The 18,896-nt window shown below is 39.2% G+C and carries 11 protein-coding genes; 7 read left to right on the top strand and 4 right to left on the bottom strand.

Annotated features, from left to right (window positions below):
• Positions 1-10: 10 nt before the first annotated feature.
• Positions 11-5,926 (bottom strand): DNA polymerase IV, encoded by a 5,916-nt coding sequence (gene dinB / locus B5D47_RS00515; RefSeq protein ID WP_078929775.1) that lies wholly within the window; start codon positions 5,924-5,926, stop codon positions 11-13.
• Positions 5,923-7,770, bottom strand: a complete 1,848-nt coding sequence (locus B5D47_RS00520; protein WP_143592560.1) for a hypothetical protein — start codon at positions 7,768-7,770, stop codon at positions 5,923-5,925. The genes dinB and B5D47_RS00520 overlap by 4 nt, the downstream gene beginning before the upstream one ends.
• Before the next feature lie 207 nt (positions 7,771-7,977).
• Between B5D47_RS00520 and B5D47_RS00525 the strand changes: the two genes are divergently transcribed.
• The 4 genes from B5D47_RS00525 to ligA all read left to right on the top strand — a co-directional run bounded on the left by B5D47_RS00525 (position 7,978) and on the right by ligA (position 12,540).
• A complete protein-coding gene (locus B5D47_RS00525) occupies positions 7,978-9,141 on the top strand; it encodes a DUF8084 family protein (RefSeq protein ID WP_078929779.1) in 1,164 nt (387 codons plus the stop codon).
• A gap of 68 nt (positions 9,142-9,209) precedes the next feature.
• Complete coding sequence (locus B5D47_RS00530) at positions 9,210-9,815, top strand: hypothetical protein (protein ID WP_078929781.1); 606 nt, start codon at positions 9,210-9,212, stop codon at positions 9,813-9,815.
• 74 nt (positions 9,816-9,889) lie between these two features.
• Positions 9,890-10,555 (top strand): tRNA (guanosine(46)-N7)-methyltransferase TrmB, encoded by a 666-nt coding sequence (gene trmB, locus B5D47_RS00535; protein ID WP_234969871.1) that lies wholly within the window; start codon positions 9,890-9,892, stop codon positions 10,553-10,555.
• A 47-nt stretch (positions 10,556-10,602) separates the two neighbouring features.
• The gene (gene ligA / locus B5D47_RS00540) at positions 10,603-12,540 is read left to right on the top strand and encodes an NAD-dependent DNA ligase LigA (protein ID WP_143592561.1); all 1,938 of its coding nucleotides are present in this window, start codon (positions 10,603-10,605) and stop codon (positions 12,538-12,540) included.
• Positions 12,541-12,585: 45 nt separating this feature from the next.
• Here ligA and recJ read toward each other — a convergent pair whose 3' ends face one another.
• The gene (gene recJ, locus B5D47_RS00545; protein WP_078929785.1) at positions 12,586-14,727 is read right to left on the bottom strand and encodes a single-stranded-DNA-specific exonuclease RecJ; all 2,142 of its coding nucleotides are present in this window, start codon (positions 14,725-14,727) and stop codon (positions 12,586-12,588) included.
• Between the two features lie 31 nt (positions 14,728-14,758).
• Positions 14,759-15,544 carry a DNA repair protein RecO gene (gene recO, locus B5D47_RS00550; RefSeq protein WP_078929787.1) on the bottom strand — a complete coding sequence of 262 codons (786 nt, stop codon included), beginning with the start codon at positions 15,542-15,544 and terminating at the stop codon, positions 14,759-14,761.
• Between the two features lie 99 nt (positions 15,545-15,643).
• Between recO and B5D47_RS00555 the strand changes: the two genes are divergently transcribed.
• The 3 genes from B5D47_RS00555 to folP all read left to right on the top strand — a co-directional run bounded on the left by B5D47_RS00555 (position 15,644) and on the right by folP (position 18,895).
• Positions 15,644-15,841 (top strand): DNA-directed RNA polymerase subunit omega, encoded by a 198-nt coding sequence (locus B5D47_RS00555; RefSeq protein WP_078929789.1) that lies wholly within the window; start codon positions 15,644-15,646, stop codon positions 15,839-15,841.
• Positions 15,842-16,142: 301 nt separating this feature from the next.
• Entirely contained in the window at positions 16,143-18,080 is a 1,938-nt protein-coding gene (gene dxs / locus B5D47_RS00560; protein ID WP_078929790.1) for a 1-deoxy-D-xylulose-5-phosphate synthase, read from the top strand.
• Positions 18,077-18,895 carry a dihydropteroate synthase gene (gene folP / locus B5D47_RS00565; protein ID WP_078929792.1) on the top strand — a complete coding sequence of 273 codons (819 nt, stop codon included), beginning with the start codon at positions 18,077-18,079 and terminating at the stop codon, positions 18,893-18,895. Before dxs ends, folP begins: the two co-directional genes overlap by 4 nt.
• Position 18,896 lies beyond the last annotated feature (1 nt).

Here is an 18,896-nt window from a genome sequence, read left to right on the forward strand (position 1 = left end):
CAATAAAAACTTAGAATTTTATCGTCGCTCCGATTTGTGCGCTTGCCGAAAGACTTGCATTTTTGTTCCAATAGCAGCTGTAGCTTAAGCCGAGAGAACTGTTTATGCAGACAAATTTATTCAGCTGAATGTCCAGAGCGTGAAGATATTCAAAAAAATTATGCTCGGAGACAGTTGTTCCTGTCGTTGAAGAAGAGCTGGCTCTCGAAAAAACAGCATTCAGGCTGTCAGAACGGTTTATTTTTGTTTGACTTTGCGTTTTTTGTGCGGAAAAAAGTTCAAACCTCCTAAAAAAATAAACGAAAAATTTTTCAATCAGAGAAGATTCTCCAGGCCTTTTCCAGACAAGGGTAGACTTTGCAGAAAGATTGTTTTTGTCCTCAAAAGAAAATTCAAATCCGGCCTTCAAGGTTTCGTCTTTTTTTATGTAAAAAATATCCTGCTGGTAGAACGAAATTACCGCCACCGAAGATGAAAAATTCTGGCCTGGAATTTTTAATGTAAGCGAAAAAGACGTAAGGTATTCATCCTGTTCAAAAAGGTCCGTAAGGTGAATCGCGCTGTTTTTTCCAAAAACATTCAACGCGCTAAAACCAAGAATTCCTTTTAGCTGGCATACGTCGGTTACCGAAGAAGAAGTTTTTATGTCGCGCTCAAAAGACAACGAGGCGTTTTGCGGTAAAAAAAAGTCTTTTGAATTTCCAAAGAAATTTCTTTTCCAAGCGGCAGAATAAAGCGAAGTATAGTAGATGTTTTCGGTTGACTCTTCATCCATCATCGGATCTTTTAAGACTTCATTTTTTATTGAACTGCTGAAAATGTCGTAAAACGGAATCGCCTTAAAATACCAGATTTTTTTGTTCAGAGTGGAGGCAAGCTGTTCAAAATCGTCCGAATAATTTTCGTTTTTGTCCGTTTTTTGTGTTCCGCCAGTGGATTTTTTCCAGCTGAAAGAAAAATTATTCTTTTTTATTGAAAAAGGAACGGAAAAAGTCTGGCTTGTCTTGTCTGAATAAGTTATATATGCCGAATTTTTGTAGCTTTCTTCGGAATAAAAATTGTATTCGGGAGAAAAATTATTTTTTTCCAGATTGAATTTTAAATTTGCCTTTGCAAAAACATTTCTTTTTGCGGCTTCCGTCTTTCCTGGGCTAAATTCCAGAGAAGTGATTTTATTCCAGGAATCAAAATAATTTTTTGTATCGTAATATTTTGTTTCCCCGGAATTTGTGGAAATTATTTTTTGTTTTGCGCCCGACTGCATTTCAAAAACAAAAGGCCGGGTTTTTAAGTGGAGTTTTGCAGAAATATTCTGGTTTTGTGCCCAAATGTCTGAATCTGCGGTGGCGTCTGCTGAAAAAACAAATGGAAAATTGAGCGGCGAAAAATCGGCTAAAAGCGAGTTGGATTTTTTGAGGCTTTCATCATCGTGGTTAAAGGAATAATTTTCTTCAATATTTAAAATTTTGAAAAAAGGTTTTGCGTTTTTGACTGTGTGCGAAGCCGAAGAAAGCGGCATTGACGAATCTGCCGAGCGTCCTGCGTCAATCGAAAAATAAATTTCTGAAAAAGTAAAGCTTGTTTTTGCGCTTCCTGAAAAATGATTTTTGTTTTCTGAATTGCCGTTGTTTATCTGGGAACAGGTTCTTCCGTCAGCTTGAAAACTTGCGTCTTTGAGGACTACATAATCTTTTATTTTTATGAGTTCGCCGTTTTTTTGCCATGAAGTTTTTACAATGTCTTGATGAAGAAAATAAGGCGAGCTGTCCGTAAGCATAAAACTGTCGAAGGCGAGTTCTGTCTGTGAGGCTGAATGAAATTCGGCGCAAAATCGGGTTGGAACGACAGAAACGTCGATTTTTTCGACCGAGCCGTAATTTGATTTTTTTTCGGAAAGATTTATTTTTATGTCGGAAAATTTTTGTGTCTGTGAAAGTTTTGCAAGGTCTTCTGCGCTCAGTTTTATTTTTACAGCGGTTTTAAAACTTCCGTCGCTTTGAGGCCGGTCAAATGTTAAAATCAAAAAAGTTTCGTCGTCACAAATCAAATTTTTTGAGGAGAATTTTGTATTCAGCCTTAAAAACTTGTAGCCTTCCAGGTTGATTTCGCCAAAATATCTTGTGAGCGTAAAAGTTTCTTCTGAAGAATTGTTGAACTTAAAAAAACTCATGTAGTTTGAGCTTCCGGCTTTTTCGCGTGCTGTAAAAACCTCATAATCTGAAGCATTTTCTGTGCTTACAAAAAATCCCGATTCCTTTGCTTCGTAGGGACCTGCAAAAATTCTTCCGGCTTTTTTTGATTTTGAAGTGAGAATGAGCCTTCCTCCGCAGTCTGTCGCAAGAAGAGATTTTTCTTCGTCCGAGATTTTTACTGTGACAGTCTGCCATTCGCCTTTTTTTTCTTTATTGAACGCAATTTTAACGTCTGGGTCGCATTGTCCTTCAGAGCTTCCGATTTTCCAGGTGGGAATTTGATTTTTGTCTTCAAAGCTCAAGTTCTCGTCGGCATTTACACCGAGCTGAAGGTAAAGCTCAAAATCCGAAAGGCTAAAAAAGTCAGAATTTTCATCGATTTTTAAGGCGAGTGAAAATTCGCCGCAGGAAGGCAAAATTCCAGAAAGTGCCGGAAATTTTAGCGAAGTTCCTGCCCAAAAAGGTGAGCTTTCTGCCGCATTTTCGGAAAAATTGGAAAAATCCCATTCAAAACTTGCCGAATAGCCTGTAATCGAGGAATCAGATTGTCCGTTTTTTGCTTCGATTGAACCGTTTTTAGAGCCTTTTAGTTCAATTTTCCGTTCACTTTCGCCTGGCCGTGGGTTTAAAACCGGCAGAATGTCGTCTGGAATGCTGACCGCGGCGTCTTTTGCAAGATAAAATGTTTCTGTTTTTTCTTCGTCCATTCCCGAAATCAGGCATTTTCCGGTCGTGTTTGAGCTTTCGAGGCTTACGGCTCCTGTGTTCTTGAATTTAAAATTTTCGGCCGAATATTCAAGTCCTGTTGCAAAAACTGCGTGTCCAGGAGAAGAAGTTGTTAAGGTCGTGTAATTTTTTTCGCTGTCTGTGTTTGGAAGAGTCCAGCTTCCTGCAAAAGCAAAATCTCCGCTAAGGTTTTTTGTAAACTGTTTTTTTATTCCGCCTGCCGCTGTGATTGCCCCGGAAGACGAGTCCGAGCTGTCTTCGTACCATTGAGCCGTTATTTTGTCGGAAGCCGAAACCGAAGTTGAGAGCGTTATGCAGCCAGATTCCTTGTCGTAAGCCGCGCCGGCATCCTGAATTCCGTTTTTATAAACAAGAACTGTTCCGCCGCTTGCATCCGTGCCGATCTCAAAACGGTTTACCGGCGTAAAGCTTCGTACGCAGACTTTTAAATCTGAAGAAGGCTTTAGTCCAAGATAAATTTCTTCAGCTTCCGAACAAAAAGGAAATCTGTATTCTGCCGAAAGCGGAGAATTGGAGTTTTTTGAAAAAACGTCGGCATAAATGTGCGATGAATTAAAAAAATCTGTCAGAACGTCCGAAAAATCGTTTTCGCCTAGGGTAACAAAAAAATTCTCATTTTGAACTGAGGTTGAGCCAGAACAAACTGCTGCTTCTCCGGAAGACAAAAGTCCTGCGTCGTAACGATAGCAGACAGCGTATGGTGAAAATTTCTTTGGATATTGAATATAGAAAACCTCGTTTCCGTCAATTTTTCCGGTTTGCGAGAGCGAATAGTTTTTTAAGTTTTTTGAAAATTTGTCTTGAACTTCGCCCAAAAATCCGCTTCCATTTTTTTCTCCTGCTTCTCCATAAGTTCCAAGTTCGGAAAGCGCAATAGAAGCCGGGTAGGAAGAGTCGTATTCAACTGCGACAGCCGGCAAAGTTCCGGAAATTTTATATGCCTTTGCTTCTTTTGAAAGAAAAATTGAATAATTTGACGCGCTTAAAAGAAATTGAGATGAATTTAATTTTTTAAACGTCCGTCCGTTTTCGTCCTTGTAATTTCCGTCTGAATTTTCTATAAAAACCGATTTTACGGCAAGAACGGCTTGTCTTGAAGGAAGCACAAATTGAAAACCTGTTTCGTAGTCAGAAAGTTCTATTTTTTGCTCAGAAACGCTGTTTTTTCCGTACCAGGTTTTGGATTTTGCCTCGAGGGAATCGTACCTCAAAATTGCATCTGCGCTTAAAGTCTGTGTCTCAAAATGGGCAGAAATTCCTGGAGCAAGGTTTTCGCCACCGCCAGGACTCCGGTTTAAATCGTCGATTGAATAGCCGGATTCAAAAACAATTCCGCGGTTTGAAATTCTTGCGTTTTTTAAAATTCCGTCTCCGTAATATCCTGCCGCAACCGTATTTTTGTCAAAATGGTCTGCAAAATCGGCTTCAAAGTACCAGTGTTTTTCAAGCAAAAAAAACAGGCTGAGGTTGACTTCTGATAAAACAACTGGAGTGCTGAGCGAAAGCGCCGGCGTTGAGCCGAACCCGAAACTTGAAGAAAATCCTCCGTTTACGAGGGATTTCCAGTAGCCTTCGGCAAAAAAATCGACATTTTTGTCAAAAATCGAATAGTTAAAAAGGCTTTTTTTTTCTTTAAGCGGAATTTCGTCAGATTCTTCGGTTTGAGGCGGAAGCAAGGTCGAATTAAAAACAATTGAACCTGCTCCGTCCGCATTTCTTTCGGTCTGAGTGGAAGTTAATGGCGAAGAAAATATTTTTTGTGTGGAAAATATAAAAAAAACTGATGGAATGACAAAAAAAACAATGCTTTTTAACGAATCTTTTCCTAAAAGTCTTGCCTTTGTAATTTTTATTCCAGGTATTTTTTTCTCTGCTTTTAAAACAGCTTCTTCAACCTTCCGTTTTTTTTCTTCATCAAAATTAAAAAGCTCCGCCTGATGCGGATTTGAGGCGCTTTCTGTGTTTTGCAGGGCGAGGCCCAAAAGCCTTATTCCTTTTGAAGTGTCCGCTTTTTTATCGAAAAGTTTTTTTGCACGTTCAAAAAGGTCGTCAATGCTGCTGATTTCTCTGGTCGAAGTTTCCTGGACTGTTGTCGTTGTAAAATTTTCGTAGCGGATTTTCAGGCCGATTGTCCAGCTTCTTAAATTCTCTTTTCGCATCCGCCATATTACCGTGTAACTTAATTCGAGAAGGGCGGTTTCGATTGCTTCTTTTGAGGTCAGGTCAAAAGGATAAGTGTTTTCTGCGCTGATTGTGTGGGTTTTTGGAGTTTGATTGAATGTTTCTTTTTCCTGGCCGCGGACTGCATCGTATAAAAAAGTTCCTGTCACCTGTCCAAAAAGGGCTGCAAGAAGATTTTTTGGTTTTGAATGAAGGTCTTCTGTCGTGTTTATTCCGTTTTTGTTTAGCAGGGCGAGGGTCTTTTCTCCGATTCCCCAGATTTTTTTTAGCGGAAGCGAAAGCATAAAATTTTCTTCGTTTCCTTCTTTTACTTCAAAAAATCCATCCGGTTTTTTTATTTCTGAGGCGAGTTTTGCAAGGTATTTTGTCGGCGCAAGTCCGATTGAAACCGTAAGTCCTGTTTCTTTTTTTACATCGGCCTTTATTTTTTTTGCCGTTTCGTCTGGAGGTCCAAAAAGCTTTTCTGTTCCTGTAAGGTCGATAAAGGCTTCGTCGATTGAAATCTGCTGCACGTCCGGAGAATATCGCGAAAAAATTTCCATAATTTTACCAGACATCTCAAGATAGCGCTTCATTCTCGGATGAACAAAAATCCCGTTTGGACACAGCCTTGACGCTATTGCGGTTGGCATTGCCGAATGAACTCCGTATTTTCTGGCTTCGTATGAGGCTGTCGAAACAACAGCCCTGCGGTCTTCCTGTTTTCCACCGACAATTACAGGAAGATTTTTCCATTCTGGATGGTCAAGAATTTCAACTGAGGCAAAAAACGCGTCTAAATCTGCATGGATGAAAAAATTTTTCACTTTGCCTTATCCCCGGAAACAAAAATAGAGACGGTTTCTTTTTTAAATTCATTTTGATTTTCTGTTGTGTAGTAAGAAGTTACCGTGACGATTTTTGAGGTGTTTTTTTCTGTTGAAAATTCAATTTCAAAATTCTGCGGCGGAAAGTCTGGAATATTGAAATCTGCGGTTTTTGAGTTATTTAAAACCAGATAACTGTAATTTGAATCTAAAACCGGCGTATTTTGCCCGCTCGAAATGTTTACTGAGCATCGGACTGCCTGTTTTTTTGATTTTATTTTTAATCTGCTTGAGCGGAGCATTGAAGAATCGTCGTTAAAAATTTTACAAAAAAGATTTTTTTCCGTTGAATCTTCGAGAATTTGAGGCTTTTCAAAGCCGTGCTTTTTGTTGTAGACAAATTCTGTCGTTAAAAAAGCAAAAAGTGTTATGACGGCGGCAATTATTGCGGCAGAAATAAAGGTAAAACCTGCGATTTTTTTTAGGCTTAGCGATTTGTCTTTGTTGATGACGCGAAGGCGCACAAGAATTTTTAGCCAGACAATCTGGAACGGAAAAAGAATAAGGCTGAGCATGATGTTTACCTGTTTTCCGCTCGAAATTAAAATTTTTATGTCCGGAGCGTTTACGTTTGCAAAATAAACTGCAACATAAGACAAAAAAGGCAGGAGCATAAGAGAGAACGAGATTATAAGCGAAAGCAATTTTGAAGAATTCCGCGTAAAGTAAATTATAAAATATTCAAGGGCGAAAACCCAAAAAACAGTTATGTCCGCCATGCTGAAAAGAAAAATATTTGCCGCAGAAACCAAAATAATCATAAAACCGTAGATGAACGATGTGACAGGAAGCTTTAAATGCACCTGAAATAGAAAAAATACGGAGATTACGATTACGGAAATAAAAAGTTTTGCCGCAAATTGAATTACGGGATTTGCCTGGGAAATAAAAGCCAGATTTTTGCAGCAAAATTGCCCGATATAAAGCGAAAAAACGCTTGCGCATAGCATTGCTGGAATAAAAAGCCAATATCTAGAAAAATCTTTTTTTGACTGAAGCCGATTTTTTCCAGTAAAAGTAAAGCAGACTAAAAAAAGAATTACAAGAATTCCGAAAATTTCGACAGAAAGTATATTTTTAAATTCATTTATCCAGAAAGTGTGGTTTGCCAGAGTGATAAATGAATAATGAACATCGTTTTTTTCGTTTTGAGAAGGAATATGATTTTGAATAAAATTTTCAAGCGCAGAAATCTGTTCAACCTTAGAAAATTGCAATTTTATGCATTGAACTCCTTCCTTAAAAAAAGCCGCCATCTGTTCATCGCCAAAAAGAAGGCCTGCCCTGTAAATCGAAAGCAGTTTTTGCGGAACAGAAAATGGAATGTTTTTGCTCAAAAAAGAATCTACAGTTTCCTTTGCAAGCCACATTGGAGTCGAGCTTTTTCCGCCAGTTGTAAAAATTTCCGCCTTTGCTTTTGTGTTTTTTGAAAAGTTGATCAAGACGGCAAAATATTCTGAACCGTCGTCTAAATTTCCCGCAAAATTTTCAGTTCCCTGTAAAAAAAACTTGTATTCTGGAAAAATATTATTTCTGTCATCAAGGGCTGTAAAAACGAATTCAACCGGAAAAGCCCTTTTCATTTTTTTTGTTTTTTCGACAAGCGATAAAATTTCTTCCGGATATTCAAAAAAATCTTCCTGTGAGACAAGAATCAGCATTGTTTTTGCCGAAACCGCCGGCAATGAAGGTTCAAGGCGAACGTTTACATTGAACGGAAAAATGTCGTTTCCTGTCGGGGCAAGCTCAAGCCTGTGAAAAGAAAAATCGGATTTTTCAAGCATTTGTTCTGTGTAAAGCGAAAGTTCCGATCCTTTCAGAAACTGTTTTTTTGCACTTTGCGCCTGCGGATAAAAAATAATGTAATTCAATAGCAGTAAAGAAATTAAAAACTTCCGCAGAACATTAAAACTCATTCTAACAGAATATAATTTGAAGGTTTACAATGCAAGCCCCTTGCAGTATAATTAGAGCCACTAGTTGGAGAAAAGATGTCTGCTGAAAAAAAATTTTCACTTAATCTACCGCTCAAGGTCATTTTGACAGAAGAGGGAGCATCACATTTTATCAGTCATAAAATAAAACTTTTGCGTTTCAGGCTTGCTGACAATATTGAAGAATATGGAATTTCACTGAATCCTTTTTCACCTCAGTCTTTGCAAAATATGATTTTGGTGAATTATATTTCAAAAATTGAAATTTCCATGTCGGAATTTGTTTCTGTTCGTCAGGAAGTTATGGATCTTTCAAAAGTTGTGGTTTATTCGCTCCTTTACAAACAGTTTGACCGCCAGCTTTTTGCGGATTTTATTCAAACAGATGCCGTTCAAAAACACAACCGTAAAAATCCTACTCAGTTGATTGATGAACGCACAAAAATGTCGGAAAATCAGCTCAGACAGATACTTGCCTCTCAAAAAGCGACTGTTCAGCTTGCAAAAAAGGAAATTTTGGATCCAGTCTGGAAATCTTTGATGGAAAACAAAGATTATTCTCTCGAAGAAAAAAACATCTATCTTCTTATGACAGAAAAATTTTTGAACCGTCTTTCTTTGATGAACTGGTACATAATTACAAAATTCTACCGTACAGAAGGTTTTTCTCAAATAAACATTGCAATTCGCCATCTTCTTCAGGTTTATATGGAAAAGAGCCGTGTTGCCGAATATATTTCAATTCTCGTAATGGAACTTGCCCTCAACAGTGAAAATACAAATATGCGTAAGGAAGCAAAGCGTATGTTTGCAGGAATTGAAGATGTTGATGCTCTTATTTACGATCCTGAGCAGCGTGAAAAAATCGTTGCCGAATTAAAGCGCAATCACGAGCAGGTTTTTATTTCTTGGAAACTCGGCGGCGGTTCGTCTGCAATCGGAAAGCAGGGAAGGCTTCAGATTACTCTTTACAATAAGGACGATGAATTTCAGGAAGTAAAGGAAAATATCGAATCAAAGGCTTCTGCCGACACTAATAAAAAATCGCTGATTGACTTTTACCGTGAATTGCCTGAAGGTCAGGAAAGCACAGATCTGGGACTTTATTACCTTTCTTATCTTGATGACGCCTGCAAAAAAGTGAACGTAAAATTTGAATCAATCGTAAATCAGTTCTCTTCAAGCGATTTGACAGTCATAAACCTTATTTTTAATTTTTAGGTCAAATGAAAAGCCCTCGGAATTTAAAAATAAGCAGTCTGTCTTTTTGTCTCCCGTTGTGTCTGATTTTGACAGGTTTTCTTTTTTCGTCGTGTTCCGAATCGTCCGCAAATATTCTTTCTGTAAATGCGAGCGTTGTTTTTGACTACAAAGATGAAAAATCGCTTCCAGAAACGAGTCTTTCCGTCTTTATTCAGGGCGAATACGAAGCTCAGAGGGCGGATTTTCTTAAAATTACAGAAATAGAGGAAAATTACAGCTGGAATGTCTATTCTCCGGTGATTTTTGAAAGCCAGAACAAAAACTGGATTGGTTATTCGTCTTTGCTTGCGCCGGAAGACAAGGTTATAAAAAACGGTGAATATGAAGTTTTATACACAGATGCCGCCGGAAACGAAGCTGAAGAAAAATTTTTTATAAAATATAACGAAGAAATCCTTAAGTCAAAACCGGAAAATGTCCGCAAGGCCGCCGGCATAAATTTAAGTGAAGTTGTCATTCTTTTTGACAAAAACATGAATATGCTTTTTTATGGAACTGCAAAAAGAGCCTGGAAGAAAAATTCTGATATTTTAAAAGAATACAGCCGGGCTTTTTTTAAGAGACGGATTTTGACGGATACATCCGGAACTGTCGTTATAAAACTTCCCATCGAAAATTTAATTGAAAAATAAAAAAAAGGATTTGATTTATGAATGAAATTGCAGAAACAGAAAATAAAAGATGCTCGCTTTCTGCCGAAGAGTCGATGAGGCGCACAATCCGCACTTTTGCAATTCGTGCCGGTCATTTTACAGCCTGCGAAAAAAAAGATTATGCCCAGCTTTTACCGGTTTTTGGAGTTCAATACAAAGAAGGAATTTTGGATTTTGAGAAAATTTTTGGAAATAAAAATCCGGCAGTAATCGAAATCGGCTTTGGAATGGGAAAAGCTACTGCGATAATTGCAGAAAATAATCCTGATATAAACTATCTTGGTCTTGAAGTTCATAAGCCTGGAGTTGGAAAACTTCTTGGAGAAATCAGGACACGGAATTTAAAAAATATCCGCATAATTGAACACGACGCAATGGAAGTTTTGGAAAACATGATTGCTCCTGAAAGCGTCGATGCTTTTCATATCTTCTTTCCAGATCCGTGGCAGAAAAAGCGCCATGAAAAAAGACGGTTGATTCAGAGGCCGAGAACGGACTTGATTGCTTCACGCTTAAAAAAAGACGGCTATCTGTATTTTGTTACGGACTGGCTTCCTTATGCGGAATTTGGCCTTGAGCAACTTGAAAAAACTCCCGGCCTTAAAAACAAATATGAAGGTTACGCTCCTCATCAGCAGTGGCGGCCTGAGACTCGTTTTGAGCAAAAAGGAATTGATGCAAACCGCGTAATCAACGAGATGATGTTTATAAAGCAGTAATTTGCCCAAAAATTGTGAGAGCGTCAGCCTTAAAAAGAGGGGATTTTATGGGAGATCTTTTTGACATAGGTCAAAGCGCAAGAATTTCAGAATTAGTTAGTTTAATAAAAAAATATCAGGCTTCTTATTACAACGGTGAAGCGGAAATTTCGGATTTTGAATTTGATAAACTCTGGGACGAATTAAAACTTTTGGATCCGCAAAATCCTGTCCTGCAAAAAGTTGGAGCGGACAGCGGAAATTTTGCAAAAGTGCGCCATATCATGCCTATGGGAAGTCAGGAAAAAGCCGCCGATCCTCAGCAGTTTTTAGCATGGACAAAAAATCATTCGTATTCAGAATATCTTGTTGAATACAAGCTTGACGGCGCAAGCCTTGAGCTTCAGTTTGAGCATGGAATTTTAAAGGCTGCTGTAACTCGCGGAGACGGAACTGTAGGCGATGACATTACGCTTAACGCAAAAAAAATGCACGGAGTTCCGGCGGCACTTTGCTCTTTGGACGGAAAAATTCTTGATTATACGGGCGGCGTGCGTGGCGAAGTCATAATGACGCATTCTGTTCATGACAGTTTGTATGCAGATAAGGCCAATTGCCGGAATGCCGCAAACGGTCTTATGAAAAGAAAAGACGGTCTAGGAAGCGAAAATCTAAAACTCATTACTTACGATGCCTGGGCTTCGGACGGAAATCAGCCTTTTAAAGATGAAGAGGAAAAAATCGTCTGGCTTAAAAACTGCGGATTTAATGTCGTTCCTTTAAAAATTTGCCGTTCAGCAGATGAAGTGATCGAATATCGCGCATCTGTTATGGAAGAACGAAAAAATCTTGAATACGACATAGACGGACTTGTTGTAAAAGAGCGGACGATAAACCATGCAGACGCAAGCCGTGCGCGCCCGGACAGACAGATCGCATTTAAATTCAGTCTGGAAGAAGCGGTGTCGGTTTTGCGCAATGTTGAATGGAGTGAATCCGGAGCAACTTATACTCCTGTGGCTGTTTTTGACGAAGTTCAGCTGAATGGAACTACAGTGCAGAGGGCGTCTCTTTCAAATCCCGAAACAATGCGAAGACTCGGAGTAAAAATTGGAAGCAAAATCGTCGTGGTAAAGCGAGGAGAAATAATTCCAAAAATCGAAAGCGTTGTTCCGGCAGAAAAAGGGCAGGTGTTTTCGGAAATTCAAATTCCCGAAAAATGTTCCTGCTGTGGTTCAAAGCTTACGGACGAGGGAACAAGGCTTTTTTGTCCAAACAAAAACTGCGAAAAAAGAATTTTGCATCAGCTTCTAAAATGGGTCAGCGTGATTGACATTCGCGACCTTGGCGAAACTTTGATAAAATCGCTTTTTAATTCTTCCAGGGTGCGTTCGATTAGCGATTTGTACACTCTTACGGTCGAAGAACTGACACCGTATTTTTTGAATGAGGAAAGCCGTCAAAAAGAAAAGGAAAGCCTTGGAGCGCAGAAAGTTTATGATTCAATTCAATCTCACAGAAAAGCAAAATTAGCCGCCTTTATTGCGGGGTTTGATATTGAAGACATGGGCGAAACTATGGTTCAAAAACTTGTGGACAGCGGATTTAACACTTTGGAAAAAATGCTTGAGGCAAAAACTGAGGATTTTGCAAAAGTCTATGGATTTGCAGAAATTTCTGCCAGAAACTTTTTTGAAGGGCTTGAAGAAAATAAGGACGAGCTTGTTTTTCTCTCAAAAAACTACATTCAAGTTGAAGAGGGAAGAGCTTCTGGTGTTTTTGCAGGTAAATCTTTTTGTTTTACCGGTGAACTTGTGACGATGAAAAGACTGGACGCCGAATCCCTCGTAAAGAAAAACGGCGGAACATGCAAATCGTCTGTCACAAAAGATCTTTCTTATCTTGTGACAAACGACGCTGCAAGCGGTTCCTCAAAAAATGTAAAGGCCGCAAAATTAGGAATTCCGGTAATTACAGAAGAGCAGTTTCTGGCTCTCTTAAAGTAGCGTTGCCTGCGAATCAGTCGCAAATTCTTAAAATCAAGCTGGATTCTACTTGTTTGTAAGTTGAGTTTCGGACAAAATCATCTGCGGAGTCACATTTCCGTTAAAGACGTTGCGCTGAACCTGATACAAAATATTTATAAAATCTCCCTTGTCAAAGTCTCTGTGGAGACGTTCGCCTTCGCCGAAGAATATTGCCGGCCATTTTGTTTCTCCAGCGTCAAGAATCAATTTTAGGTGGACTGGATCTGGTTTTCCCATGAGAATTCCGTCTTGAATTTTCATTCCCTGGCTCAAAAATGTGAGTTCTGGATTTTCTTCGCCGTAAGGCTCAAAACGGTCGATTATATTTAAAATTTCCGGTTTTAGATATTGAGGCGGAAGTTCGGCGTCGATTTCGATATTTTCGCTTTCTTCGTCGTTATTCAGTTCAATTTCCTTGCAGAGATGTTCAAGGCGTTTTTTGAATTCTTCCATTTTTGATTCTTCAAAACTGAATCCTGCCGCAAGGTTGTGTCCTCCGTGGTTTATAAAAATATCGGACATTTTGTCCAAAAATGGTGGCAGTAAAAATCCACGGCAGCTGCGCATTGAGCCGATTGCAATTCCATCGACAACTGTAACTGCCATTGACGGAATTTTATATGTTGAAGTAAGTCTTCCTGCAAGAATTCCTGAAACTCCGCGGTTTATGTCTTTGTCGATTATTACGCAGAGTTTTCCGCCGTAGTGTTTTATGCTTTCTTCTGCTGTTTTTGAGGCGATTTCCCAGGCTTTTTGACCGAGTTCTTTTCGCTTGCAGTTCATTTCGAGTATTTCGTCAGCAATTTTGTCTCTTTTGTACGGATCTTCTTCAAGAAAAAGTTTCATTCCAAGTTCCGGTTGTCCGAGGCGGCCTGTGGCATTTAAAACAGGAACTACATTCCAGCTTAATTTTGTGCTTGTCACCGTTGTGCCCAAAAGTTTTAGTTTTGAGAGGAGTTCGATTAAGCCTGGACGCGCGTTTCCTGAGTTTATTGATTTTAGCCCCTGTCTTACGATTATGCGGTTCTCGTCTTTGAGGGGCATTATGTCCGCGAGTGCGGCAAGCGCTGCAAGCTGAAAGTCTTTTTCTTCCTGAATGCTGTCTTTTGGAAATTGTTTTGCAGTTACAGTATTGATGTATGTTACAAAAATATTGAAAAAGGTTTCAATCTGGGTTCCGTCAGTTTCGTTGTATTTTGCGAGAATTGACGCTTTTTTTAAATCTAAAAGGCTTTTTTCTGAAAATTGAGGAAATATTTTTGAAACTTCATTTCTTAGGTCAAGGACGTTGAATTCGATTGAAGAGCCGAACGTTTCGTTCAAAATTTTCATGGTTTCGCTTTTGTCCCATACAAAAATCTGCTGTCCTGTCAAAAAAGAGAGAAATTTTGTCTTTGAAAACGGCACGCTCAATGGAACTATTTTTTGAACTAAAATTTCCTGTTTTACAAGGTTCCGGACCTTCATGCATTCGATAACGTTCTCTTCGTTTTCTTTGCGCGCTGTAAGCAGGCATATTTCCTGTTTGTAAAGCTCAGATTTTGTAAAGCGGAGGGCTGCGGCGGTTTTGCAGGCGATTGCTGCTCCAGAAATATCGTGGAAAGGATATTGTGAATCTTCGCATTTTTGATCAACGATTATTGCCGGACTTGGAAGCTGTTCGGGAGGGTTGTGGTGGTCAAGAACTATCGTGTCGATTCCGAGCTCTGCCGCATGGGCGATTTCTGCGTTGTTTGAAATTCCGCAGTCAACTGTAATGATGAGTGTTCCGTTTTTTTTGTAAAATTCGTCTACGGCTTCGATAGATAGTCCGTAACCGTCATTTCCGCCAGGAAGCCTCCATTCAACTTCGATTCCCATAGACTTGAGCTGTTCGTATAAAATCGTAGTGCTTGAAATTCCGTCTACATCGCGGTCTCCGAAAATCAGGACGATTTCTCCTTCTTCCTGGGCCTGAAGAATTCTATCAACGGCGTCTTCCATCGCAGAAAATTCAAACGGATTGTGTAAAAATCTTTTGTCGTCTTCCAAAAAATAAAGTATGTCGCTGCTTTTTGTAATTCCGCGGCGAATTAGAATTGAAGCGGTGATTGCGTCAATTCCGTATTTTTTTGTCATTTCGTTTACTGATTCTTTTAGAACCGGTTTTTTAATCCATTTTTTCATTTTATAATCCTGTTTTTATTTTTTTTGCAACTTAAAGAATAGCAATTCCTGATTCAAGCGAAAGGAATCTTGTTCCGCATATATTTTGAATTAAAAAATAGCAAAAGTCTTTTAATTCAATCATTGTTTTTTCATCAATTATTATTTCGCGGACGTCTTTTGGTTTTAGAACCGAAACTGCCTGAAGATATGTTAGCGAAGTTTTGGAAAGAAAAAAACTGTTTCGGTTTTCTGTTTGCGCGTTTGAAAGGCAGTCTCTGCACACAAATCCATTTTCGCGTTCGCTGTACATTCCGCAGAAAGTCTGCGCGTTTTGGTCAATTTTGTCTGCTAAAAAAGATTTTCCGCATTGGCAGCAGAATTGCGCGTCCGGCCTCATTCCCAAAATTCCTGTGTAACGCCACAAGAAACGGATAAGACCGAGCCTGCTATTGTTTTCTGTGCTCTGTTCCATTCCGTCCAAAAGTCCGTTAAAAAGATAGAATGCCTGCTCCGGGCTTCCTGCGCAGCGTGATTTTATTATGATTTCCGAAGCAAAACTTGCCGCATAGGTTTTAAAAAGATTTTCTCTAAACGACGGATGATAGGATTTTACGTCAAAATCGGTTATCTTGCAGGAATTTTTTGTTTCGTCTTTGTAAAGATACGCAGTTCCGCAGTTAAATGGGCTTACAAGCGAACGAAATTTGCTTTTTGGACCGCCATAAAGAGTTGCGTAAACAATTCCGTCTTGAGGAGTAAGGAGTGTTACAGAACGGTTGTTTTCTCCAGACTGTTTAAGAGCAAGAATTGTTGCAAAAGTAGATGAACTGCGCATAAATTTATTATAATTTGAAAAACTGATTTAATAAATACTAGACAGCATTTTTAGATTATAATATAATCGAGTATTCACATTAACTTGGGGGATAGTGTAATGATTTTTCCTTTGGAACAGCTTGTAAAATTTTCAGGAAACGTTTATGAGATTACTGTCGCAGCAAGTCGCCGTGCTTATCAGCTGGCAATGATGAAAGATGCAGAAATTGACCGCAATGACGGTAAAGTTGTATCTCTTGCGGCAAAACAGGTTTTTAACAACACTATTCAATACAAAAGAATTGAACAAAAGTAATTTACATCGGTTTTAATCTCTTGACGAAAGACTTTAAATTGATGATAATTAGTATACTAATTTGATTAAGGAGTGCCCATAATGCCTTGTGGTAAAAAAAGAAAGCGCCAGAAGATGGCTACACATAAGCGCAAGAAGATGCTTAGACGCAATCGGCATAAGAGCAAGTAACATCTTTTTTGGTGTTTTGATATATGCCCGTAGAATAGACCGCGGTAGTTTTTTACTTCGCGGTCTTTTTTTTCTTCAAAATTGTAAAAATCAGTTTTTTGTCTTACAATAAAAATAATAGAAGATTGTTATGTTGCTTTCCAAAATAAATTCGCCCGATGATTTAAAAAAACTCCCGGAAGACCAGCTTCCGAAACTTTCAGAAGAAATTAGAAAAAAAATTATTGAAGTAGTCGGAAAAAACGGCGGACATCTTGCTTCAAATCTTGGTGTTGTCGAGCTTACGATTGCGCTTCACAGGGTTTTTAATTCGCCGGAAGACGCGATAATTTTTGATGTAAGCCATCAGTGCTATGTGCACAAGATGCTTACTGGCCGTTTTTCGGATTTTTCAACTATAAGAAAAAAAAATGGACTTTCTGGTTTTACCAGAAGGACTGAAAGCAAACATGATTTTTTTGACAACGGACACGCTTCTACTTCGATTTCTCAGGGGCTTGGTCTTTTGACAGCCTGGAATTTACAGAAAAAAAACGGAAAAGTTGTCGCTGTGATCGGAGACGGCTCTTTGACCGGCGGACTTGCGCTTGAGGCTATGAACCATGCAGGCCAGCTTGGAAAAAATCTTATAGTTGTTTTGAATGACAACAAAATGTCAATCAGCGAGAATACTGGAGCTGTTTCAAAATATCTTTCTAAACTTACGATGTCTGGTTTTTATCAGAATATTCGCCACAAAATTGACCTTGCGCTTTCAAAAATTCCAAATTCAAACAGACATATCGGAAAATTTGTCTACAGATTTAAGCGTTCTCTAAAGGCTCTCTTTTTAAGCAATAATTTTTTTACAGATTTAGGTTTTGAATACGTCGGACCTTTGGACGGACACAATATCGGTGAGCTCGAAAATGTTTTTAAGGACGTAAAAAAACTTCAAGGACCGGTCGTAGTTCACGTAGTTACAAAAAAAGGAAAAGGTTATTCTCCTGCGGAAAATGATCCGGCGGCTTTTCATGGAATCGGACCGTTTTTAATTTCTGACGGAAAAGTTGAGCATTTTGATACGATGAGCTTTACCGAATGTTTTAGCCAGACTTTGCTTGAATTTGCGGAAAAAGATAAGAGAATTACTGCGATTACGGCGGCAATGGCAAAAGGAACTGGACTTGATGCTTTTGCAAGGCGCTTTCCGGAAAGATTTTTTGATGTTGGAATCGCCGAAGAGCACGCTGTAACTTTTGCTTCTGGACTTGCGGCCGGTGGACTAAAGCCAGTGGTTGCAATCTATTCAACTTTTATGCAGCGGGCTGTCGACCAGATAATCCACGATGTCGCATTGCCGGAATTTCCGGTGGTTTTCTGTTTGGACAGGGCAGGACTTGTTCCGAGCGATGGAGAGACTCATCAGGGCATGTTTGACATTGCGCTTTTGAGGACTGTTCCGAATTTAACAATTCTTTCCCCTGCGACTGCCGCTGATTTTAAGCTTAGCCTTGAATGGGCGCTTTCTCGAAACAAGCCTGTCGTGCTCCGCTATCCAAAATCGACTTGTCCGACAGAATTGAAATGTTTTTCTCAAAAAATTGAAGAAGGAAGGGGCGTTTACGTAAAATGCGAGGAATTTGCGCCTGCCTTGAGCCTGAAGTTTGATGAAGATGGGCTGGAAGATGTTTCAGTTCAAAAAAAGAAAAAGTTAAAATCCGTTCTTTTTGTTTCTACAGGAAGCATGCTTTCGGAAGTGATACAGGCGAGCCGCAATCTTATGATTGAAAACATTGAGGCTGATATTTATTCACTGAGATTTTTAAATAAGGTTGATGTAAATCATCTTTTTGAATATGCAAAAAATCGTGATGCGGTTATATTTGTTGAAGACGGAATATGCCGCGGCGGTGTGAGTGAAGAGCTTGAATATGAATTGTTAAAACGCGGATTTAATAAAACTGCGGTCAATGCTTTGCCGGAAAAATTTTTAAGTCAAGGAACTCGCGGCGAAATCTGCGAAGATGTAAAAATGGATCCGCGGAGTCTTGCGGAATGTGCTTATAAGGTGGTTTATAGAAAATGATTTCATTAAGACTTGCAGATAAGACTATTACGACAGAAAAAAATGCCTTCGTAATGGGAATTGTAAATGCGACTCCAGATTCATTTTGGGAGGGAAGCCGCGGCGGAACTCAGATGGCTCTTGAACAGATTGAGCAGGGAGCGGATATTATTGACCTTGGCGCAGAATCTACAAGGCCTGGCTCCCATTATGTGAGCGAAGATGAGCAGATAAAAAGGCTTATTCCGGTTTTAAGCGAAATCCGCCGTCATTCAGACATTCCCGTTTCGATAGATACAAGAAAATATTCTGTCATGAAAGCCTGTCTCGACGAAGGTGCTGACATTTTGAACGATGTTTCCGCCCTTGAAGACGATGAAAAACTTGCAGGACTGTGCGCGGAATCAAAAATTCCTGTAATTTTAATGCACAAGCGTTCTACTCCGGACGTTATGCAGAACAATACCGAATATCAGGATATTTTTAAGGAAGTTGACCTTTATTTGCGTCAGAGAGTTGAACACGCTTTAAAGCAGGGCATATCTTCTGATAAGATTATTGTTGATCCTGGAATCGGCTTTGGAAAGAATATGACTGACAACTGCACTTTAATCAGAAGATGCGGACAGCTGTGCGATTCAAAATATCCAGTTTTAATGGCGCTTTCCCGAAAAACTGTAATCGGTCAGCTTTGCAACCGTGAAATTCAGGACAGAATGATAGGAACTGTTGCTGCGGATTTGATTGCCGTTATGAACGGAGCAACTCTTGTCCGCGTGCACGATGTAAAAGAAGCAGTTGATTCACTGAATGTTTTAAAAGGAATTGGAGTATAGA

The sequence above is a fragment of the Treponema berlinense genome, assembly GCF_900167025.1.
Classification (GTDB): Bacteria; Spirochaetota; Spirochaetia; order Treponematales; family Treponemataceae; genus Treponema_D; species Treponema_D berlinense.